We start from the raw sequence: 20,396 nt of genomic DNA, 5'->3' as shown, positions 1-20,396 counted from the left end.
GGCGCTTGGCGCCCACGCGACACTCAGGGGGCCGGCTCGAGCAGCATCTGCACCCGCTCCAGCGCCAGGGGATGCGCGAGAATCCCCGCATGGGTGGCGTCCACCCCGTAGACGCTGCTCGCCATCCCCTGTATCGGCGGATGCAGCATGGTCGACAGGGTGAGCACGCCGTCGGTCCCTGCGCGTCCCCCGCCATCCGGGCGACGGAAGCCAAACAGCAGGTGCAGTTCGGTCTCCCCCGACAGTTCCGATTCGAACAGTCGGCGCTGATACTCGCTGCCGGGTGCCATGTCGCGCCACACCGGTATCACCACCGGCGAGCGGTCCACCCCCGACTGCGCAGCGACATGCCCGCGCCAGGGTGTGGACAGCGCAATCATGCGCGGGATTCGGGCTGGTGTCGCCCGGCGCTCGCGCTCGTGCAGAAAGCCCTTTGCCACCAGCCCACCCATACTGTGCGCCACGACCGGCAGGGACTCCACGTCATAGCGCAACTCGAGCTCTTCCAGGGTCTGCGCCAGGTGCGCCGCGACCGTCTGCAGGGGGAGCCCGGACGGGTAGTAGTACAGCCAGGGCTGGTAGCGCTCGCGATCGAGGTGGTCGATGAGTTCGGCGAAGCCCCGCGGCGAGCCATTCATGCCATGCACGAACAGCACCGGGGTGCGGTCGGGGTCGTAGGGCTCCAGAAAGTAGATCCCGGCATAACCGGCCAGCATGAAGTCCAGCGGCCGCCACTGGCTCCCGCGCGCGACATCGTCGTCGAAGCGCGGGTCATCCAGCGAAATCACCTCCCCAAACACCGTTACACCGCCAACGCTGAAGGGGCTGCCATCCGGGCCGCGCTCGCGTACTGGGGGCAACTCGATCGCGTGTGCCGCAGCCACGTCACCCCCAATCCGTATGTCCATGTCGGTCAGACGGGTGCCCGCGGGACACTCCAGCACGCCCCCCTCGTTCGCCAGGTACACCGGAGCACCTTCCTCGTGCTGCCCATCGCGCTCGGGGTCAGCGAAAGCCAGCACCTGGTAGCGCCCCGGCGCCAAACCGAAGAACCAGTCCCCACCTCCGGCGCTCACGACATGGTCCACCGGTTCCGGCACCGCCCCCTCCTCCTCCGGCGCGCGGAACGCCACAACCACATAGGGCCCGGGCACCTCGTCATCCGCAATCACGGTACCGGTGATCGTGCAGGCCTGGCCCATCATCAGCAACTGGCCGCGGGCATCCCACAATGCGCAGCCCGTCAGCAACCACGCCCAGGCCACGCCCCCCAATGTGCACCACAAGCCTCTCGTCCACATCCTGACTCCCCAATACCTCCTGGCAGGCACCCCCGGGACTTGCAGTCGTCGCCTGTAGGGTATAAACACACGCCCCACCAACCTCACGCTAAACGCAAGGATAGTTCACCATGAACGGAAGTCTGGACGAAAAACTCGAACCGATTTATCAGGAAGTCCTGCACCGCAACCCCGGGGAAACCGAGTTTCATCAATCCGTCCACGGTGTGCTGGAGACACTCGGCCCTGTGCTCGTGAAATACCCGGAATTCGCCGAACTCAAGATCATCCAGCGTCTCTGCGAGCCGGAGCGGCAGATTATCTTCCGCGTGCCATGGCAGGACGACCGCGGGGAGCTGCATATCAACCGTGCCTTCCGCGTGCAGTTCAACAGCGCCCTGGGACCCTACAAGGGGGGCATCCGCTTTCACCCCTCGGTGTACCTGGGTATCGTGAAATTCCTCGGCTTCTCTCAGGTGTTCAAGAACGCTCTCACGGGCCTGCCCATCGGGGGCGGCAAGGGTGGCAGCGACTTCAATCCCAAGGGGCGTTCCGACGCGGAAATCATGCGCTTCTGCCAGAGTCTGATGACCGAGATGTACCGTCACCTGGGCGAGTACACCGACGTCCCTGCCGGTGACATCGGCGTTGGCCAGCGTGAAGTCGGCTACATGTTCGGACAGTACAAGCGACTGACCAACCGCTTCGAATCCGGCGTATTCACCGGCAAGGGTCTGGACTGGGGCGGCAGCCGTGCCCGCACCGAGGCCACCGGCTATGGGGCCGTATTCTTCACCGAGGAAATGCTGAAGGCCCGGAACACCTCGCTCGACGGCAAGCGCGTCGTGGTCTCCGGCGCCGGCAACGTCGCCACCTTCGCCATCCAGAAGGCCCAGCAACTTGGCGCGAAGGTGATTGCCTGCTCCGACTCGGGTGGCGTGATCCTCGACGAACAGGGTCTGGATCTGGACCTGCTGCGCCGGATCAAGGAAGACGAACGCGGCTCCGTTGCCGACTACGCCGAGCGCAAATCAGGGTCCCGGTACACCGAAGACGGCTGCATTTGGGAGATCCCCTGCGATGTGGCCCTGCCCTGTGCAACCCAGAACGAACTGACCGGAAAGGACGCAAAGTCCCTGGTGGAGAATGGCTGCCTTGCCGTGGCCGAAGGCGCCAACATGCCGGTAACCCCGGAAGGCATCCAGATTTTCCGCGAGGCCGGCATCGCCTTCGGACCCGGCAAGGCTGCCAACGCCGGCGGCGTCGCCACCAGCGCACTGGAGATGCAGCAAAATGCCAGCCGCGATTCCTGGACTTTCGAGCACACCGAGGCACGCCTGCAGGAGATCATCGCCAACATCCACCGCACCTGCCACGAAACCGCTGAAGAATACGGCATGCCGGGCAACTACACGGTGGGCGCGAACATTGCCGGCTTCGTGAAGGTGGCGCGCGCCATGGAAGCCATGGGGCACATCTGATTGCCAGCCCGGCGGCGGGCCGTACAGGCCCGCCGCCGGGACATTCACCCAGCGGTGGCGATTGCCGACAGCAGGGACGTCGGCCCGCTACCGCGATCCTGCCGGATCAGGCAGCGGCGCGAGTCTTGCCGAAGTGCAGCTGACCACCCTCCAGATCCACCTCGATGGTATCGCCGGGGACGAACTCGCCGGAGAGTAGCGACTGTGCCAGCGGGTTCTCCAGCTGTGTCTGGATCGCCCGCTTCAGCGGCCGGGCCCCATACACCGGGTCGAAACCAGCCTCGCCCAGGTGATCCAGCGCGGCCTCGGAGACCTTCAACCCCAGATCGCGCTCGACCAGGCGTTCGCGGAGGTACTGGAGCTGGATATCCGTGATCGCACGGATCTGTTCGCGCTCCAACGGGTGGAACACCACCACGTCGTCCACGCGGTTGATGAACTCGGGGCGGAAATGCTGGCCCACGATCTCCATCACCGCGCCCTTCATCGCCGCGTAGTTCTCCTCGCCGGCCATCTCCTGGATCTGCTGCGAGCCCAGGTTGGAGGTCATCACGATCACCGTATTGCGAAAATCCACGGTGCGCCCGTGACCATCGGTCAGGCGGCCGTCATCCAGCACCTGCAGCAGCACGTTGAACACATCCGGATGCGCCTTCTCGACCTCGTCCAGCAAGATGACGGAGTACGGCTTGCGACGCACGGCCTCGGTCAGGTAGCCGCCCTCCTCGTAGCCGACGTAGCCCGGGGGCGCCCCGATCAGCCGCGCCACGGAGTGCTTCTCCATGAACTCGGACATGTCGATGCGCACCATCGCCTCCTCGGTGTCGAACAGGAAACCAGCCAGCGCCTTGGTCAGCTCGGTCTTGCCCACGCCGGTCGGGCCGAGGAACAGGAACGAGCCGTTCGGGCGGTTCGGGTCGGACAGGCCGGCCCGCGAGCGGCGGATGGCGTTGGCCACGGCATTGACCGCCTCGGACTGACCGACCACGCGCTCGCCGATGGCCTCTTCCATGCGCAGCAGCTTGTCCTTCTCGCCCTCCAGCATCTTGGCCACCGGGATGCCGGTCCAGCGCGAGACGACCTCGGCGACCTCTTCGTCAGTCACCTTGGTGCGCAACAGCTTGGTCTCCTGGCTCTCCATCTCGTGGGCCATGGCCAGGGACTTCTCCAGGTCCGGGATCCGCCCGTACTGCAGCTCGGACATGCGCGACAGGTCGCCGGCACGGCGCGCCGTCTCCAGCTCCAGGCGCGCGCGTTCCAGCTCTTCCTTCAGTTGCGCGGCACCGGAGACCGAGGCCTTCTCGGACTTCCACACCTCCTCCAGGTCGGAGTACTCGCGCTCCAGGCGCTCGATCTCCCCCTCCAGCGTATCGAGGCGCTTCTTCGAGGCCTCGTCGGATTCCTTCTTCAGCGCCTCGCGCTCGATCTTCAGCTGGATCAGGCGACGCTCCAGGCGGTCCATGGACTCCGGCTTGGAGTCGATCTCCATCTTGATGCGGCTGGCCGCCTCGTCGATCAGGTCGATCGCCTTGTCCGGCAGCTGGCGGTCGGTGATGTAGCGCTGCGACAGCTGCGCGGCGGCGACGATCGCGGGATCGGTGATCTCGATCCCGTGGTGCACCTCGTAGCGCTCCTTCAGTCCGCGCAGGATGGCGATGGTGTCCTCCTGGGTCGGCTCGTCCACCAGCACCTTCTGGAAGCGACGCTCCAGCGCGGCGTCCTTTTCGATGTTCTGACGGTATTCGTCCAGCGTGGTCGCGCCGATGCAGTGCAGCTCGCCACGCGCCAGCGCCGGCTTGAGCATGTTGCCGGCGTCCATCGCGCCCTCGGCCTTGCCCGCGCCGACCAGGGTGTGGATCTCGTCGATGAACAGGATCACGCGGCCCTCTTCCTGCGACAGCTCCTTGAGCACGGACTTCAGCCGCTCCTCGAAGTCGCCGCGGTACTTGGCCCCGGCCAGCAGTGCCCCGAGGTCCAGCGCCAGCACGCGCTTGTCCTTGAGCCCCTCCGGCACCTCGCCGTTGATGATGCGCTGCGCCAGGCCCTCGACGATCGCGGTCTTGCCCACGCCCGGCTCGCCGATCAGCACCGGGTTGTTCTTGGTGCGACGCTGCAGCACCTGGATCGAGCGGCGGATCTCCTCGTCACGCCCGATCACCGGGTCCAGCTTGCCCTGCTCGGCACGCTCGGTCAGGTCGGTGGTGTACTTCTCCAGCGCCTGACGACTCTCCTCGGCGTCCGGGTTGTCCACCTGGTTGCCGCCGCGGATGTCGTGGATAGCCTTGTCCAGCGCATCCTTGTTGGCACCGGCATGGCGCAGCATCTCGCCCACGCCGCTCTTCTCGTCGACGGCGGCGAGCAGAAACAGCTCGCTGGAGATGTACTGGTCCTTGTTCTGCTGGGCGAGCTTGTCGCAGACGTTCAGCAGACGGCCCAGGTCATTGGAGACATGAACCTCGCCGGCCGCGCCTTCGACCTTCGGCATGCGGTCCAGCGCCTCTCCAAGCGCCGAGCGCAGCTGGCGCACGTTGACGCCCGCGCGGTCGAGCACATGGCGCACGGTGCCACCATCCTGGTCCAGCAGTGCCAGCAGCAGGTGGGACGGTTCGATGAACTGATGATCGCGGCCGACCGCCAGCGACTGTGCGTCGGCGATTGCGGCCTGGAATTTGGTGGTCAGGCGATCCATTCGCATTGGGAAACCCCTCGGTCAAATCTTGGTGAACTGACACGAACCATGGGGGCAATGCCCGTCGCTTCAAGGTTAGACGCCGAAATCAGAGGCTGCCCAGTCGGGTATCTTCAATCCTCGTCCAGATGCCCGATCCAGGCCAGCGTGCCCATGCGCCCGGTCTCGCCGTCCCGGCGATAGGAGTAGAACCGCCCGGCCTCCGAATAGGTGCAGCGCCCGCCGCCCGTCACCTGCACGACATCGACCCGCTCCAGCCGGTGCCGGGCCAGCGCGTAGATGTCCGCGTGGAAATGCCCGTTCGGGCCGGCACGGAAGGCGGGCGCGGCCTCGACATCGTGATCGAGGAAGGTATCGCGCACCTCCGGCCCGACCTCGAAGGCCTCCGGCCCGATCGCCGCCCCCATCCAGGCGCGGATCTCCGCCTCGGGACGCATGATGCGCAAGGCCTCGACGGCCGCCTCGAGCACCCCGTCGGCCAGGCCACGCCAGCCGGCATGGGCCACGGCCACCGCCTCGCCATCGTCGGTCGCCAGCACGACGGGCAGGCAGTCCGCCGTCTGCACCGCGCAGACCACACCGGGCGCGTCGGTGAATACCGCATCGGCCTCGAGCACCTCGTCCTGCTCCCATGCCTCCAGCAGGTCCTCGGCCCGAATCACGCGCGTGCCGTGGACCTGACGCGGCCAGGCGACAGGCTCCGCGATCCCCAGGCTGTGCTCCAGGCGGTAGCGGTTCTCGGCCACGTGTTCGGGGTCATCGCCGGTATGCAGGGCCAGATTCAGCGAGTGCCAGGGGCCCGTGCTCACGCCCCCCTCGCGCGTGCTCTGTACCGCCCATGTACCCGACGGAAGGTCGCCAAAGTCCGGCGCGAGCGTGGGGATCAGTTCAGCGGTCATTCTCGGCCTCCCGGTCGGTACGCAGGGCGGCGAGCAGCGCCTCGAAATCCTCGGGCACGGGGGCCTCGAAGGCGAGCACTTCGCCACTGTCAGGATGCTCGAATTCCAGCCGCGCCGCATGCAGGGCCTGGCGGCGAAAGGCCGCGAGCGCCGCCTTCGCCGCCTCGCCCATGCCGCGCACCGGGCGCGGGCGCCCCCCATAGGCGGGATCGCCCACGATCGGGTGGCGGATATGCGCCATGTGCACGCGGATCTGGTGGGTACGCCCGGTCTCCAGACGCACGTTGAGCAGGGTGTGGGCCGGGAAACGCTCCGCCACCCGATAGTGGGTCACCGCCGGCTTGCCGCCGCCCGTGACCGCCTGGCGCTTGCGATCCACCGGATGGCGGCCGATCGGCTCTTCGATGGTGGCACCGCTGATCACGCGGCCCTGCACCAGCGCCCGGTATTCGCGGTGCACCGTACGCTCCTGCAACTGGCGCACCAGCGCGGTCTGCGCCTGCGGCGTACGCGCAACCACCATCAGCCCGGTGGTGTCCTTGTCCAGCCGGTGCACCACCCCGGCGCGCGGCAGCTGCGAGAGATTCGGGTCATGGTGCAGCAGGGCATTGACCAGGGTACCGGCACGATGCCCCGCCGCCGGGTGCACGACCAGCCCGGCCGGCTTGTTGATCACCAGTACGGCGGGGTCCTCATGGACGATATCCAGCGCAATGGGCTCGGGCTCGGCCTCCAGGACCGGGGTCTCCGGGGGCTCCAGTACGACATGCTCGCCGCCCTGCACCGGCGTGCGCGGTTTCGGCTGGCCACCGTTCACGGTCAAGGCTCCTTCCTTCAGCCACTGGGTCAGCTGGCTGCGCGAATACTCCGGAAACAGCCGCGCCAGCGCGGCATCCAGCCGCTGGCCAGCCTCTTCCTCGGGGAGTTCCGCAGATCGCGATTCGTTCATTGACGATACTCGTCTCGATTTTCCCGCACCCGCGAACGGCCAGGCACGGCATGATGTTGTAGAATCCGCGAACACCGCTTCATCTGCGAGGCCCGATCGTGATTTCTGCCCCAAACCTGCTGCGCCTGCTCGCCGTCCTGCTCCTGGCACTCGTGATTGCCGGTTGCGCCGGACGCGAGGACCCGACACTGGGCTGGTCCGCCAGTCAGCTCTACGGCGAGGCGAAGAATGCCCTGAACGAGGGCAACTACGATCAGGCCGTCGAATACTACGAAATCCTCGAGGCGCGTTACCCGTTCGGCCGCTACGCCCAGCAGGCGCAGATCGAGATCCCGTACGCCTACTACAAGGCGCGCGAGCCGGAGGCCGCCATCGCCGCGGTGGACCGCTTCATCCAGCTCAATCCGCGCCACCCGAACCTGGATTATGCGTACTACCTGCGCGGGCTGATCAACTTCAACCGCCAGCAGGGCGTCCTCGCCAACCTGTTCCCGCGGGATCCGGCGGAGATGGACCCGGAGCCCTTCGAGCAGGCCTTCCAGGATTTCGACCGCCTGATCCGCGAGTTCCCCGACAGCCGCTACGCGCAGGACTCCTACCTGCGGATGGTCTATATCCGCAACGCGCTGGCCGCCTACGAACTGCGCGTGGCCGAGTTCTACATGGAGCGCACCGCCTGGGTCGCGGGCGCCGAGCGCGCGCGCTACCTGCTGTCCACCTACCCCGGTGCCGAGGTCCAGCCTCAGGCCCTGGGCGTGCTGTGGCGCGCCTATACCGAACTGGGGCTCGAGGACTACGCCGACGCGACGATGATGGTCCTGGAGATGAACTACCCCGACGCGGCCGTCGCCGTGCGCGCCGGAGACCCGATCGAGACGGGCGAGGACCGCGGCGGCCTGTGGCGCGTGTTCGACCGCCTGCCGTTCTTCACAAACTGACCTCGGAGCATCCGTACTCCCCCGGCTTCGCAATCAAACCGTCATTGCGAGGAGCCGAAGGCGACGCGGCAATGGGTTTCCTGAACCCGCAGGCCTGAATCCGGGGATCGCCGGGTCCGGCCGATTGCTTCGTCGCTGCGCTCCTTGCAATGACGGGACAAAGCCCGAGGCCGAGGGTTAAAGCGCCTCGCTACCCTCTTCGCCGGTACGGATACGCACCACGCGGGCCATGTCGGAGACAAAGATCTTGCCGTCCCCGATCTTGCCGGTGCGCGAGGCCTTCACGATCGCATCGATACAGGCGTCCACGCGGTCGTCATCCACCACCAGCTCCAGCTTTACCTTGGGCAGGAAGTCGACCACGTATTCCGCACCCCGGTAGAGCTCGGTATGGCCCTTCTGCCGGCCAAAGCCCTGGACCTCGGTCGCGGTCATGCCGGCAATGCCCATCTCGGTCAGGGCCTCGCGGACATCCTCCAGCTTGAACGGCTTGATGATCGCCTCGATCTTCTTCATGCGAATCCCTTTGGTTGTGCCCGCCGCGCGGGCGCTGATCTCACCCCCGGAAGTGTATCAAACCCCCGACCCCGTGCTGGATCTGCCCCTGAGCGGTCCCAGTCCCCCGTCATTGCGAGGCCCCGCAGGGGCCGCGGCACAAAAGCGCGAAGCGCGTTGAACGGCCGCAGGCCGGCCCGCAGGGCGAGCGCAGCGAGTCACCTCCGTCCGGAACCACCGGATCCCGGCGCTCTGCGAGCTTCAGGAGATTGCCACGTCGGCTTCGCCTCCTCGCAATGACCGGATCCCGAAGGAACCGTCATCGCGAGGCGCGCAGCGCCGTGGCGATCTCCGTGGATGCCCCCGGCATAGGCCAAGGCGAATATCGGTGGCTCCGGACAGAGGTTGCCGCTCCGGCTTCGCCTCCTCGCAATGACGGTGCTCGGGTCCGGCGTCGAGTGTCGCTCAATCCGGACGATAACCCGAGGTGATCGGGTAGCGCCGGTCGCGGCCGAAGGCCCGCCGGCTGACGCGCACCCCGGGCGGGGCCTGGCGGCGCTTGTACTCGGCCAGGAAAACCAGCCGCGCGATGCGCTCCACGGTGGCCCGATCAAAGCCATCGGCCACGATCTCCTCCACCGATCGCTCCTGCTCGACGAAGGCCTCCAGCACCGCATCCAGCACCTCGTAGGGGGGCAGCGAATCGGCATCCTGCTGGTCAGGCGCCAGTTCCGCGCTGGGCGGGCGCTCGATCACCCGCTCGGGGATCGCCGCGCCGCGCGTATTGCGCCAGCGCGCCAGGCGGTACACCCACTGCTTGGAGACGTCCTTGAGCGGGGCGAAGCCGCCGTTCATGTCGCCGTACAGCGTGGAATAGCCGACGGCCATCTCGGACTTGTTGCCGGTCGCCAGCAGCAGCCTGCCGCTGCGGTTCGACAGTGCCATCAGCAGCACCCCGCGGGCGCGCGACTGCAGGTTTTCCTCGGTCACATCCCCCGCGTGGGCGGGCATGGCGGCGAATGCCGGTGACAGCCCGGCCAGAAAGTCCTGCACCATCGGCTCGATCGCGATCTCGTGGTACTCGATACCCAGCAGCCGGGCCTGGGCCTCGGCATCCTCGATACTCATCGACGCGGTGTAGCGATACGGCATCATCACCGCCGTCACCGCAGCCGGGCCCAGCGCATCCACCGCCAGCGCGGCCGTCAGCCCCGAGTCGATACCACCGGACAGGCCCAGCAGCACGCCGGGAAAGCCATTCTTGGCGACATAGTCGCGGATGCCGATCATCAGGGCCTGGTAGAGGTCGCGGGCATCCGCCTCGTCCGGCTCCGGGCCGGGGTCGGTCAGTGTAGGACGGATCCCGCAGGCGGACAGGTGCATGGTCTCGGGCCGCGGCTGCAGCTCGATCCCCGACGGCCCGCGCCGGGCCTGCACCAGCGCGTATCCGGTCGCCCAGGCCGGCAGCGCCGCACGCGCCCCGTGCGCGGCGTCGTGCACGAAGGAGCGGCCATCAAACACCAGCTCGTCCTGCCCGCCCACCTGGTTCACGTAGACCACCGGGCAGCCGGTCTCGGCGACGCGCGCGCCCACTACCTGCAGGCGCTCCTCGGCCTTGCCACGGTGATAGGGCGAGGCATTCAGGTTCAGGATCAGTTCGGCCCCGGCCGCCTGCGCGGCGGCGAGCGGTGCCGCCTGCCAGATGTCCTCGCAGACGGTCAGACCGATCCGCCAGCCCGCGAGCTCGACCACACAGGCCTGGTCGCCCGCGACAAAATAGCGCTGTTCGTCGAATACCGAGTAGTTGGGTAATACCTGCTTGGCATAACGCGCGATCTCGCGGCCGTCGCGCAGCCACAGCGCCGCATTCACCAGGCCCTGCTCAGTGGCAACCGGTGCGCCGAGTATCACGTCGATACCCGCTACCGAGCGCGTGATCGCCGCCAGGGACTGTTCCACCGCGCGCAGGAAGGCCGGGCGCAGCAGCAGGTCCTCCGGGGGGTAGCCGGTCAGGGCGAGCTCGGGGAAGACCACCGCGCACGCACCGGCGGCGCGGGCCTGTTCGATCGCGTCCTCGATCAGGTGGCGGTTCGTATCCAGCCCACCCACGATCGGGTTGATCTGGGCCAGGGCCAGCGGCAGGTCATCGGCGAACGCCATCGCGGCGGGTCAGGCGCGATCGAGCGCGGACTGCATGGCCTGGCCGAGTTCGGCCGGGCTCTCGGCCACGCTCGCACCCGCCGCGCGCAGGGCCGCCATCTTCTGTTCGGCCGTGCCCTGGCCGCCGGCGATGATCGCCCCGGCATGGCCCATGCGACGTCCGGGCGGCGCGGTGGCGCCCGCGATATAGGCCGCCACCGGCTTGTCGAATTCACTCTCGATATAGCGCGCGGCGCGCTCCTCGGCATCGCCACCGATCTCGCCGACCAGCAGCACGCCGTCGGTCTCCGGGTCGTCGCGAAACAGCCGCAGGCAGTCGACGAAGTCGAGCCCCTGGATCGGGTCGCCACCGATGCCGATGCAGGTGCTCTGGCCCAGCCCCCGATCCGAGGTCTGCTTGACGGCCTCGTAGGTCAGGGTACCGGAGCGCGAAACGATACCGATGCGCCCGCGCTGGTGGATATAGCCGGGCATGATGCCGACCTTGCAGGCATCCGGCGTGATGATGCCGGGACAGTTCGGGCCGATCAGGCGGGTCGGGCTGCCGGCCAGGACCTGCTTTACCCGGATCATGTCCTGTACCGGGATGCCCTCGGTGATGCACACGGCCAGCTCGATGCCGGCATCCGCCGCTTCGCAGATCGCATCGGCCGCGAACGGGGCCGGGACATAGATCATGCTGACGGTCGCACCGGTCTGCGCCACCGCATCGGCGACGGTATCGAACACCGGACGGTCCAGATGCGTCTGCCCGCCCTTGCCGGGCGTCACACCCCCGACCAGACGCGTGCCATAGGCAATCGCCTGCTCGGAGTGGAAACTGCCCTGCTTGCCGGTAAAGCCCTGGCAGATCACCTTCGTATCGCGGTCGACGAGGATGCTCATGCCACGGCCTCCACCACGGTGCGCGCCGCGCGGTCGAGGTCCGCGGCCGGGATCACGTCCAGGCCGGAGCTGGCCAGGGCCTCGCGGCCCTGCTCGGCATTCGTGCCTTCCAGCCGCACCACCACCGGCACCTGGACCTGCACCTCGCGAATCGCAGCGATGATGCCCTCGGCGATCAGGTCGCAGCGCACGATGCCGCCAAAGATGTTCACCAGCACCGCCTTCACCGAGGGGTCCGACAGGATCAGCTTGAACGCGGCCGTGACCCGCTCCACCGTCGTGCCGCCGCCGACATCCAGGAAGTTGGCCGGCTCGCCGCCGTGGTGCTTGATCAGGTCCATGGTGGCCATGGCCAGCCCCGCGCCGTTCACCATGCAGCCGATGGAACCGTCCAGGCGGATGTAGTTGAGGTCGTGCTCGTGCGCCTGTTCCTCGGCCGGGTCGCGCTGGCGCGCGTCGCGTTCGGCCATCAGCGCCTTCTGGCGGTAGGCGGCAGAGTCGTCCACGGTCAGCTTGGCGTCGATGGCCAGCAGCTGGTCGTCAGCGGTCAGCACCAGCGGGTTGATCTCCAGCAGCTGCGCATCCACCTGCTGGAACAGGGCATGGGCATTGGTCACCAGTTGGGCCATCGCCTTGGCCGGCTCGCCCGACAGCCCGAGGGCAAAGGCGACCCGCCGCCCGTGAAACGGCATCACGCCCGTGGCCGGGTGGATCGGCAGGGTGATCACCGCCTCGGGCCGCTCGGCGGCCAGGGTCTCGATGTCCATGCCCCCCTCGGCGGAGACCACCAGCGCCAGGCGCTCGCGGGCCCGGTCCACCAGCAGGGCAAAGTAGAATTCGCGGGCGATGTCGGCGGCCGGCTCCAGCAGGAGCTGATCCACCGGCAGGCCCTCGGGGCCGCTCTGCCCGGTGACCAGGCGCGAGCCCAGCAGCTTTTCCGCGGCCTCGCGCGCGGCCTCGGGGGAATCCGCCATCACCACGCCACCGGCCTTGCCGCGCCCGCCGGAATGCACCTGGGCCTTGACCAGCACGCGCTCGGCGCCCAGTGCCTGCCAGGCGGCGGGGAGCTCGTCGGGGTGGGTGATCACCTGTCCGTCGGGAACGGGGATGCCGGCGTCGCGAAAGCGCGCCTTGGCCTGAAATTCGTGGAGATTCATGGGTGTGGAGGATAGCGGTGCGCCCGTTGCCCGACAACTGCGAGGCCGGACAACTGCGGGGACGAAGGCGAGGGCGTGTGCTTATGGCAGCGCTGAATAAAGCCATCCCGGCTTCCTCAGCGCACGCTGCGCCGCAAGGAAACGCAGATAAATCAGCGTTTTCTCAAGCGGCCTGCACCGGGATGCCGTGGCCGGTACGCACGATCGCGTTGCGGTCGTCGAGATACACCAGGTTCGGGGTAAATTCGCGGGCCTCGGCCGCGTCCATCTGCGCGTAGGCACAGATAATCACGCGATGCCCCACCGCCGCCTTGTGCGCGGCCGCGCCATTGACCGAGATGATGCCGGAGCCCGGCTCGCCCTCGATCGCGTAGGTGGTAAAGCGCTCGCCGTTGTCCACGTTGTAGATCTGGATCTGCTCGAACGGCAGGATACCGGCGGCTTCCAGCAGCCGCGTATCGATGGCGCACGAGCCCTCGTACTCCAGCTCACAATGAGTGACCTGGGCCTTGTGCAGCTTGCCCTTGAGCATGGTGACGTGCATCGGCGAATTTTCCGGCGATAACCTCTGAGGGCGCAAAATTATCCGCGATTGTGCCGGGCGCGGCAAATGGCCCACCCCGGCGCGGGCACGAATCAGCTCGCCGGGCGGGTGCGCACGTTGTCGATCAGACGGACTTCCGCCAGCCAGGCGGCGGCCAGCACCACCAGGTCCTGGTCGGCCAGCGCCACGCCGTGCTCCGGCTCGGCCAGATCCTCCGCACGCCGGATGGACAGGTATTCGGGGTCGAAGCCGATCTCGCGCAGGCGGTCGCAGGCACGCCCCTCGACCTCGGGGATGCGCTCGGCATCGAAAACCGTCGCCCCTCGGCAGACCGTGGCCACCTCGTCCAGCACGCGCTTGAGCTCCGGTGCGATCACCCGCGCCTCCTCGGGCAGCTGGTCGTTGCGCGAACTGCAGGCCAGGCCGTCCTTCTCGCGCACCGTCGGGATCGCCTCGACCCGCACCGGGATGTCCAGCCCCTGCACCATGCGCTCGATCAGCTTGAACTGCTGAAAGTCCTTCTCGCCGAACAGTGCGATATCCGGCCGCACGAGGTTGAACAGCTTGGTCACCACCGTGGCCACGCCATCGTAGTGCCCGGGGCGGAAGGCCCCCTCCAGGATCTCCGAAAGCCCCGGTACCACCACCCGCACCGGGGGCCTGCCGTCGCTCGGGTACATGTCTTCCTCGGACGGACAGAACACCGCGTCCACGCCGGCCTCGGTCAGCAGACGCGAGTCCTCCTCCAGGGTGCGCGGATAGCGCTCGAGGTCTTCGAGACGGTCGAACTGCATCGGATTCACGAAGATCGACACCACTACGCGCTGCGCCCGTGCGCGGGCATGCCGGATCAGCGTCATGTGCCCCTCGTGCAGGTGTCCCATCGTGGGGACCAGGGCAATGGTTCCGCGGCCCTTGCGGGCCCATTCTCGATGCATGGCCACCAGCTGGGGCCGGTCACGCAGGATTCTCATGGGCCAGGGGTCTCTTGGGCCGGGGTCCTCATGGACGGAAGAATGAAAGAACTAACGGAAAGTGTGCACGCCGGATTCAGGGAACGTGCGTGCCCGCACCGCCTCGCAATAGGCGCGTACCGCGCCCTCCAGCGAGCCGCCCTCGCCCAGGAAATCGCGTGCGAAGCGAGGTGGCTCGGGCGTCAGGCCAATCACGTCCTGGATCACCAGGACCTGGCCATCACAGCGCGCGCTGGCGCCGATCCCGATCACCGGGATATCGGTCGCGCGAACGATCGCGTCCGCCAGTTCCTCCGGCACGCTTTCCAGGAGCAGCCCCTGGGCACCGGCGGCCTCCAGGCGCGCGGCCAGCGATTCCATCTCGGCGGCGGCGTGGGGGTCGCGACCCTGCACACGGAAGCCGCCCATGCGATGCACCGCCTGCGGCGTCAGGCCCAGATGCGCGCATACCGGGATTCCGGCGGCCACCAGCCGCTCGACAATCGGCAGCTCGGCCAGCCCGCACTCGATCTTGACCATGTGCGCGCCGGCGCGCATCAAGGCCCCGGACTGCTGCAACGCGGTCGGGACATCGGCGTCTCCGAGAAACGGCAGGTCCGCCATGATCATCGCGTTGTGGACCACCCGCGCGACACTGGCGACGTGATAGCACATGTCGTCGATCGTCACCGGCAGCGTGGTCGGGTGCCCCTGCACCACCATACCCAGGGAATCGCCGACCAGGATGACGTCCACGCCGCAGCGGTCCAGCAGCGCGGCAAAGGACGCGTCATAGGCCGTCAGACAGGTAATCGGTTCGCCGGCCTGCTTGCGCCTGGCCAGCGTATTGACGGTGATCGGCCGCATCAGTCTGCCTCCCGGGCGGGATCGATCTGCCGCACGTCAGAGCGTGATCGGCAGCGGATTGAAATAGTGTCGGCCACCCTGGATCGGCTCCAGGAACTGCACCAGCTGTTCGAAGTCGGCCGGGTTGTTCACCCAGTCGATCTCGGTGGCGTTCACGATCACCAGTGCCGCCCCTTCGAAATGATAGAAGAATTCCGCATAAGCCGCGTTCAGGCGCTCCAGATAATGCGCCTCGATGTGACGTTCGTACGGTCGCGCACGCTGGCGGATGCGATCCAGCAGGACCTCCACCGGCGCCTGCAGGTAGATCACCAGATCAGGCCGTGGCAGGCCCGCGCGCAGGTGCCGAAACATCTCGCGGTAGATCTCCAGCTCGTCGGGGTGCAGGTTGAGCTCGGCGAACAGCGGGTCCTTGTCCATCACGTAGTCGGCCACGTGGCGCTGCTCGAACAGGCCCTTCTGGCTGACCGGCGTCAGCTGCCGCACACGCTGCACCAGAAAATGCAGCTGCGTGGCCAGGGCGTGTTTGTCCGGCTCCTGGTAGAAGCGCTCGAGGAACGGGTTCTCGTCCGGCGCCTCGAAGATCCCCTCGGCCCGCAGGTGTTCCGACAGCAGCCGTGCGAGGCTGGACTTGCCCACCCCGATCGGACCCTCCACCGCAACAAAGTCGAAGTCGCTCAGACTCACCGCTGCCCCCCGGCACGGGCAACGTCCGGGTCCTCCAGCGCAACCAGCGAGGCGCCGTCGAAGCGGTGGGCAAGCCGCTCGATCAGGCCCTCGCCCGGAATCTTCAGACCCGGTGCCAGCTCGGCCAGCGGGAGGACGACGAAATCGCGCTCGGCCAGACCCGGATGGGGTACATGCAGCCCGGGCAGGTCCAGCACCTGATCCCCGAACAACAGGATGTCCAGATCAAGCAGGCGCGGGCCCCAGCGGGTGCCGTCACGCTCGCGGCCACAGTCGGCCTCGATCGCCTGTAGCGCGTGCAGCAACTCCAGGGGCTCGAGCCGGGTGTGCAACCGGGCCACTGCATTCACGTAGTCCGGCTGGTCCTGCGGGCCCATCGGCGGGTTACGGTATAGCCGCGACTGCCCCGTCAGCAGCGTCTGCGGCACATCACCGGCCAGGCGCCGAAAGGCCTCGCGCACCTGGGCCTCGGGGTCGCCAAGATTGGCGCCGATACCCACGAACACCTGCAAACCGGCGTCGGTCATGCCGCATCCCCCCCGTCATTCGAGCCGCCGGACTCGCCATCGCCCTTGCGCCGGCGCTTGCGACGACGCCCGCCACGGCGGGCACGACTCTTGCCCTTTCCACCGCCGCCGGCCATCTTCTTCTGTTCGCCCTCGTCCTTTTCCTGGAACTCGGTCCACCAGCGACACAGTTCCGGGTCGGCATCGCCCGCGCGGGCGCGCAGGCAGAGGAAATCGTATCCGGCACGGAAACGCGGGTGCGTCAGCAGGCGCAGCGCACGCCCGCCGCGCGCCCGCTCCAGCCGCGCCTGCAGCTCCCAGATCTCGCGCACGATCAGGCTGAAGCGCTTGGGGATCGAGACCGTCTTCACCTGGCGATCCAGCACCTCGGCCATCGCCTGCTGCCAGGCCGGGATCTCCTGCTCGTCTTCCTCGATGCGCCGGGCCGCCGCCACCTGCACCGGGGCCCACAGGATTGCGGCATAGAGGAACGCCGGGTTGACCCCAAGCTCCTCGTTGATGCGCTTGTCGGTATTGAGCAGCGACTCGACCAGGAACTGCCGCCGCTCGGCACCCAGATCCGGATCGGCAAAGCACTCGGCCGCCTCCGGGAACATCGGTGCGAACAGACCGAAGCGCTCCAGCTCGTCCAGGCAGGTGACCGCCGCACCGCTGTGGAACAGCTTGATCACCTCGTCGAACAGCCGCGCCGGGGCCACCGTCTGCATCAGGCCCGCGAGGTCGTGGATCCCGGCCTCGACCTCGGGCGCGATGCGCAGTCCCAGCTTCGCGGAGAAGCGCACCGCGCGCAGCATGCGCACCGGGTCCTCGCGCAGCCGTGTTTCAACATCGTCCCCGATCAGGCGCAACACACCCTCGCGCAGGTCCTCGACCCCGCCGGTGTAGTCGAGCACCGAGAAATCGTCGATGTCGTAGTACAGCGCATTCACGCTGAAGTCCCGGCGCACCGCGTCCTGCTCGATCGTGCCGTAGCGGTTGTCGCGCAGGATGCGGCCCTCTTCGCTCAGCGCCACCTGCCCGTCGCTGTCGTCGTCCTCGTCGTGTGGCGCCCGGAAGGTGGCGACCTCGATCACATCGCGGCCGAACAGGACATGGGCCAGACGGAAACGCCGCCCGATCAGGCGACAGTTACGGAACAGCCCGCGCACCTGATCCGGTGTGGCATCGGTGGCCACATCGAAATCCTTGGGCTCGCGCCCCAGCAGCAGGTCGCGCACGCCCCCGCCCACCAGACAGGCGCGATAGCCCGCATCGCGCAGGCGATAGAGCACCTTCAGGGCGTTGTCGTCGATCGCGGCGCGCGAGATGCCGTGTTCCTCGCGTGAATACACGCGCGGTTCCGGTATCGCGGCGGACGGGGTTGCAGGATCGGCCTGGGTCACTCGGTTCGGGTTCCGTGAACGAAAGCGCAGTATGGTAACAGCAAGCTGGTTCGGGAAAGGACCGAACCGCCCGACGTCATGCCCCAGCCCCTCGTATCGCACTGGAAGACTGCAGACGCAGCGGCGCGGTTTCTCCGGTCAGGCGATAGCGCAGATAGTCATCAAGGATGCGCCGATGGTCAAAGGCCAGCAGCTGGCCCTGATCTTCGGGATCCAGCCAGGCACAGTCCGCGGCGTCATCGGCCGCACGGGCCTCGCCCGCGCCGCGCGCCACGAATACGGCACTGACGGTGTGCCCGCGCGGATCCCGCGCGGGATCGGAATAGACGCCCAGCAAGGCCTCCAGCCTGACCTCCAGACCGGTTTCCTCCAGGGCCTCGCGTACGGCGGCCTGCTCGACCGACTCGCCGACATCCACGAACCCCCCGGGGAGGGCCCAGCCATGGGGCGGGTTGCGGCGCTCGATCACCAGCACGCAGCCAGGATGGGCGGGATGATGGATCACCACATCCGCGGCCAGCAAGGGAGTTTGCGGTGGGCCACTCATTCGCCCTGACCGTCCTGGCGGATGAAACGCCGGATCTGGCGGCGCTGGCGCTTGTCCGGACGCCCGCTGGGGGCACTGTCGGCCATCGCTCGCTCCGCGCGGCGACGTTCGGATTCGGCCTCACGCCGGGCCTCGCTCTCGGGTGTCTCGGTATACAGCTCGCGCGCCTCGGTCGCGGGCCGACGCTGGTCATTCAGCGCCCGCACGTCGATCTCCCAGGTCTGCTGGCCGCGATGGATCGTCAGGCGATCGCCCGGGTGCACCCGGCGCGCCGGCTTGCAGCGCTCGCCGTTCACATGGACCTTGCCGCCACTAACGGCCTCGGTGGCCAGCGCGCGGGTCTTGAAGAAGCGCGCGGCCCACAGCCACTTGTCGATGCGCAGCCCGCCGGCGGGCGCCGCGCGTGCCTCAGCCCCGGCCAAGGAACCCCCACACTGGAGACACTGGACTTTCCCGCCGGATCGCAGGCATGGACAATGCGCGGCTTTCCGCCATCAGAGGATGGGGCCCCGCGTGGGGCTTCGATACGTCATGAAACTCCCGCATCTGCACCTGATCAGCTTTGACCTTTGTCCTTTCGTTCAGCGTAGCGTGATCACGCTGAAATACAAGCAGGCACCGTTCGAAGTGACCTATATCGATCTCGCCGACCCACCCGACTGGTTTCGCGAACAGTCCCCGCTCGGCAAGGTGCCGATCCTGAAGGTCGATCACGACACCGTGCTGTTCGAGTCGGCGGTCATCAACGAATACGTCGACGCGATTACCCCGCCGCCGCTGATGCCGGACACGCCGCTGCAGCAGGCCCGCACCCGCGCCTGGATCGAATACCTGGGCGAGCAGACGATGACCCAGTATCGCTGGATGACGGCGACCGACGAGGCGGCCTTCGAGATGGAACGGCATGCGGCCTCGCGCGGGCTGGAGCGGCTGGAACGCGAGCTGGCGGGCGATCCGCTGCTCGCCGGGCATGCCTTCACCCTGATCGACGCCACTCTGGCGCCGATCCTGCTGCGCTACAGCCTGATCGACGACATCGACAATCCCTGGGAGCCGGAGGCGTATCCGCGCCTGGCCGAACGCTGGGAAACGTTGCGCGGCATGGACGCGGTCTCCACCTCGGTACCCGATGACTTTGCGGCGCGCCTGGCCGCCTACCTGCGCGCCCAGCAAGGCTTCGCCCCGGCGCACATCGCCTCGCGACTCGCCGACACGGCCTGAGGCCAGGTCCCCGGGCCCCGCCGGGTCAGACGTGGCAGCAGCACACGTCTTGTGGCTGGGCACGGTTCGGCATCCGGTGTTTACGGTGGCTTCGTCTTGCCGCCTGCCAAGCGCTGTTTCGGCAGCGCCCCCCGAGTTACTTCTTTGCTCGTGCAAAGAAGTAACCAAGAAACACGCCCGGGATTCGCCCGGGAACCTTGCTCCGGACGCGCCAGGCCGGCGGCGCTGAAACTCGCTTCGCTCAGACAGTCAGCGCCTTCTCCCCGGCCTGTCACGCCCTCCACAAGGGGCTCATATCGGGAGGGTAGGTCAAAACGGGCGGTATTCGAGCACCCGCTACAAGCTTGAGCTGTAGGGTGCGTTGAGCGCAGCGAAACGCACCCTGCCAACGTCGGGGCAACCCTGATGCGATTCGCTGCGCTCATCAGCATCCTACATGGGGGCTGGCGCCCGCTGGCGCCCGCTGGCGGGCGCGGCACGCCAGGGCCGAAGGCCGCGCGTGCCCAGGATGTCGGAACACCTTGCCTCCATCCACTGGCACGAACGTCAGGACAGCCGTTGTCTTGACCTTATCCCCCCGTATGAAGCCCCTTGCGGAAGGGTCCTCGGGACGGAAAAGAGGCGCTGACTGTCTGAGCGTAGCCGAAGGCGTAGCGAGTTTCAGCGCCGCCGGCCCGAGGGCCCTGGAGCAAGGTCCCCGGGCGGAATCCGGGTGCCCTTCTTTGGGTACTTTCT

Annotated in this window: 19 protein-coding genes; 3 read left to right on the top strand and 16 right to left on the bottom strand. The window is 67.5% G+C overall.

Going from position 1 to position 20,396, the window contains the following annotated elements; genetic code table 11:
• Positions 1 to 23 precede the first annotated feature (23 nt).
• A complete protein-coding gene (locus G372_RS0107050; RefSeq protein ID WP_051080819.1) occupies positions 24 to 1,301 on the bottom strand; it encodes an esterase/lipase family protein in 1,278 nt (425 codons plus the stop codon).
• A 110-nt stretch (positions 1,302 to 1,411) separates the two neighbouring features.
• Between G372_RS0107050 and gdhA the strand changes: the two genes are divergently transcribed.
• On the top strand, positions 1,412 to 2,761 hold the full coding sequence (gene gdhA, locus G372_RS0107045) for an NADP-specific glutamate dehydrogenase (RefSeq protein ID WP_018863507.1): 1,350 nt from the start codon (positions 1,412 to 1,414) through the stop codon (positions 2,759 to 2,761).
• Positions 2,762 to 2,867: 106 nt separating this feature from the next.
• On the opposite strand, the gene clpB is transcribed toward gdhA, so the two are convergent.
• From clpB to rluD, 3 genes are all read right to left on the bottom strand, one after another.
• Positions 2,868 to 5,450 (bottom strand): ATP-dependent chaperone ClpB, encoded by a 2,583-nt coding sequence (gene clpB / locus G372_RS0107040; protein WP_018863506.1) that lies wholly within the window; start codon positions 5,448 to 5,450, stop codon positions 2,868 to 2,870.
• 113 nt (positions 5,451 to 5,563) lie between these two features.
• Positions 5,564 to 6,349, bottom strand: coding sequence for a peptidoglycan editing factor PgeF (pgeF, locus tag G372_RS0107035; protein WP_019624720.1), 786 nt, complete (start codon positions 6,347 to 6,349; stop codon positions 5,564 to 5,566).
• A complete protein-coding gene (gene rluD / locus G372_RS0107030) occupies positions 6,339 to 7,298 on the bottom strand; it encodes a 23S rRNA pseudouridine(1911/1915/1917) synthase RluD (RefSeq protein ID WP_019624721.1) in 960 nt (319 codons plus the stop codon). Before rluD ends, pgeF begins: the two co-directional genes overlap by 11 nt.
• A gap of 98 nt (positions 7,299 to 7,396) precedes the next feature.
• Here rluD and G372_RS0107025 point away from each other — a divergent pair, with 98 nt between their 5' ends.
• On the top strand, positions 7,397 to 8,236 hold the full coding sequence (locus G372_RS0107025) for an outer membrane protein assembly factor BamD (protein WP_019624722.1): 840 nt from the start codon (positions 7,397 to 7,399) through the stop codon (positions 8,234 to 8,236).
• A gap of 177 nt (positions 8,237 to 8,413) precedes the next feature.
• On the opposite strand, the gene G372_RS0107020 is transcribed toward G372_RS0107025, so the two are convergent.
• The 12 genes from G372_RS0107020 to G372_RS0106965 all read right to left on the bottom strand — a co-directional run bounded on the left by G372_RS0107020 (position 8,414) and on the right by G372_RS0106965 (position 18,862).
• On the bottom strand, positions 8,414 to 8,752 hold the full coding sequence (locus G372_RS0107020) for a P-II family nitrogen regulator (protein ID WP_012983402.1): 339 nt from the start codon (positions 8,750 to 8,752) through the stop codon (positions 8,414 to 8,416).
• A 444-nt stretch (positions 8,753 to 9,196) separates the two neighbouring features.
• Positions 9,197 to 10,891: an NAD+ synthase gene (locus tag G372_RS0107015; RefSeq protein ID WP_018863502.1), complete on the bottom strand. Its 1,695-nt coding sequence runs from the start codon at positions 10,889 to 10,891 to the stop codon at positions 9,197 to 9,199.
• A gap of 9 nt (positions 10,892 to 10,900) precedes the next feature.
• Positions 10,901 to 11,776 (bottom strand): succinate--CoA ligase subunit alpha, encoded by an 876-nt coding sequence (gene sucD / locus G372_RS0107010; RefSeq protein ID WP_018873353.1) that lies wholly within the window; start codon positions 11,774 to 11,776, stop codon positions 10,901 to 10,903.
• Positions 11,773 to 12,933 (bottom strand): ADP-forming succinate--CoA ligase subunit beta, encoded by a 1,161-nt coding sequence (gene sucC / locus G372_RS0107005; RefSeq protein WP_018863500.1) that lies wholly within the window; start codon positions 12,931 to 12,933, stop codon positions 11,773 to 11,775. Before sucC ends, sucD begins: the two co-directional genes overlap by 4 nt.
• Before the next feature lie 163 nt (positions 12,934 to 13,096).
• A complete protein-coding gene (gene panD, locus G372_RS0107000) occupies positions 13,097 to 13,477 on the bottom strand; it encodes an aspartate 1-decarboxylase (RefSeq protein ID WP_019624723.1) in 381 nt (126 codons plus the stop codon).
• 92 nt (positions 13,478 to 13,569) lie between these two features.
• On the bottom strand, positions 13,570 to 14,451 hold the full coding sequence (gene panC / locus G372_RS0106995) for a pantoate--beta-alanine ligase (protein WP_019624724.1): 882 nt from the start codon (positions 14,449 to 14,451) through the stop codon (positions 13,570 to 13,572).
• A gap of 51 nt (positions 14,452 to 14,502) precedes the next feature.
• Positions 14,503 to 15,297, bottom strand: coding sequence for a 3-methyl-2-oxobutanoate hydroxymethyltransferase (gene panB / locus G372_RS0106990; RefSeq protein ID WP_018863497.1), 795 nt, complete (start codon positions 15,295 to 15,297; stop codon positions 14,503 to 14,505).
• 36 nt (positions 15,298 to 15,333) lie between these two features.
• Positions 15,334 to 15,984 (bottom strand): deoxynucleoside kinase, encoded by a 651-nt coding sequence (locus G372_RS0106985; protein WP_017925772.1) that lies wholly within the window; start codon positions 15,982 to 15,984, stop codon positions 15,334 to 15,336.
• On the bottom strand, positions 15,981 to 16,511 hold the full coding sequence (gene folK / locus G372_RS0106980; protein ID WP_018863496.1) for a 2-amino-4-hydroxy-6-hydroxymethyldihydropteridine diphosphokinase: 531 nt from the start codon (positions 16,509 to 16,511) through the stop codon (positions 15,981 to 15,983). Before folK ends, G372_RS0106985 begins: the two co-directional genes overlap by 4 nt.
• Positions 16,508 to 17,893 carry a polynucleotide adenylyltransferase PcnB gene (gene pcnB, locus G372_RS0106975; RefSeq protein WP_019624725.1) on the bottom strand — a complete coding sequence of 462 codons (1,386 nt, stop codon included), beginning with the start codon at positions 17,891 to 17,893 and terminating at the stop codon, positions 16,508 to 16,510. The genes folK and pcnB overlap by 4 nt, the downstream gene beginning before the upstream one ends.
• A gap of 76 nt (positions 17,894 to 17,969) precedes the next feature.
• On the bottom strand, positions 17,970 to 18,416 hold the full coding sequence (locus tag G372_RS0106970; protein WP_019624726.1) for an NUDIX domain-containing protein: 447 nt from the start codon (positions 18,414 to 18,416) through the stop codon (positions 17,970 to 17,972).
• A gap of 20 nt (positions 18,417 to 18,436) precedes the next feature.
• Positions 18,437 to 18,862, bottom strand: a complete 426-nt coding sequence (locus G372_RS0106965; RefSeq protein WP_019624727.1) for an RNA-binding S4 domain-containing protein — start codon at positions 18,860 to 18,862, stop codon at positions 18,437 to 18,439.
• Positions 18,863 to 18,971: 109 nt separating this feature from the next.
• Here G372_RS0106965 and G372_RS0106960 point away from each other — a divergent pair, with 109 nt between their 5' ends.
• A complete protein-coding gene (locus G372_RS0106960; protein ID WP_019624728.1) occupies positions 18,972 to 19,661 on the top strand; it encodes a glutathione S-transferase family protein in 690 nt (229 codons plus the stop codon).
• Positions 19,662 to 20,396 lie beyond the last annotated feature (735 nt).

Origin of the sequence: Thioalkalivibrio thiocyanoxidans ARh2, from assembly GCF_000385215.1 — a bacterium.
GTDB lineage: Bacteria > Pseudomonadota > Gammaproteobacteria > Ectothiorhodospirales > Ectothiorhodospiraceae > Thioalkalivibrio > Thioalkalivibrio thiocyanoxidans.
Note: the sequence above shows the minus strand (reverse complement) of the source record. Positions and strands in the feature narration are given on the sequence as shown.

Excerpts from the sequence above, each read along its gene's own strand:
- G372_RS0107050 (WP_051080819.1), bottom strand. The coding sequence starts at position 1,301 with ATGTGGACGAGAGGCTTGTGGTGCACATTGGGGGGCGTGGCCTGGGCG.
- gdhA (WP_018863507.1), top strand. The coding sequence starts at position 1,412 with ATGAACGGAAGTCTGGACGAAAAACTCGAACCGATTTATCAGGAAGTC.
- clpB (WP_018863506.1), bottom strand. The coding sequence starts at position 5,450 with ATGGATCGCCTGACCACCAAATTCCAGGCCGCAATCGCCGACGCACAG.
- pgeF (WP_019624720.1), bottom strand. The coding sequence starts at position 6,349 with ATGACCGCTGAACTGATCCCCACGCTCGCGCCGGACTTTGGCGACCTT.
- rluD (WP_019624721.1), bottom strand. The coding sequence starts at position 7,298 with ATGAACGAATCGCGATCTGCGGAACTCCCCGAGGAAGAGGCTGGCCAG.
- G372_RS0107020 (WP_012983402.1), bottom strand. The coding sequence starts at position 8,752 with ATGAAGAAGATCGAGGCGATCATCAAGCCGTTCAAGCTGGAGGATGTC.
- G372_RS0107015 (WP_018863502.1), bottom strand. The coding sequence starts at position 10,891 with ATGGCGTTCGCCGATGACCTGCCGCTGGCCCTGGCCCAGATCAACCCG.
- sucD (WP_018873353.1), bottom strand. The coding sequence starts at position 11,776 with ATGAGCATCCTCGTCGACCGCGATACGAAGGTGATCTGCCAGGGCTTT.
- sucC (WP_018863500.1), bottom strand. The coding sequence starts at position 12,933 with ATGAATCTCCACGAATTTCAGGCCAAGGCGCGCTTTCGCGACGCCGGC.
- panD (WP_019624723.1), bottom strand. The coding sequence starts at position 13,477 with ATGCACGTCACCATGCTCAAGGGCAAGCTGCACAAGGCCCAGGTCACT.
- panC (WP_019624724.1), bottom strand. The coding sequence starts at position 14,451 with ATGAGAATCCTGCGTGACCGGCCCCAGCTGGTGGCCATGCATCGAGAA.
- panB (WP_018863497.1), bottom strand. The coding sequence starts at position 15,297 with ATGCGGCCGATCACCGTCAATACGCTGGCCAGGCGCAAGCAGGCCGGC.
- folK (WP_018863496.1), bottom strand. The coding sequence starts at position 16,511 with ATGACCGACGCCGGTTTGCAGGTGTTCGTGGGTATCGGCGCCAATCTT.
- G372_RS0106960 (WP_019624728.1), top strand. The coding sequence starts at position 18,972 with ATGAAACTCCCGCATCTGCACCTGATCAGCTTTGACCTTTGTCCTTTC.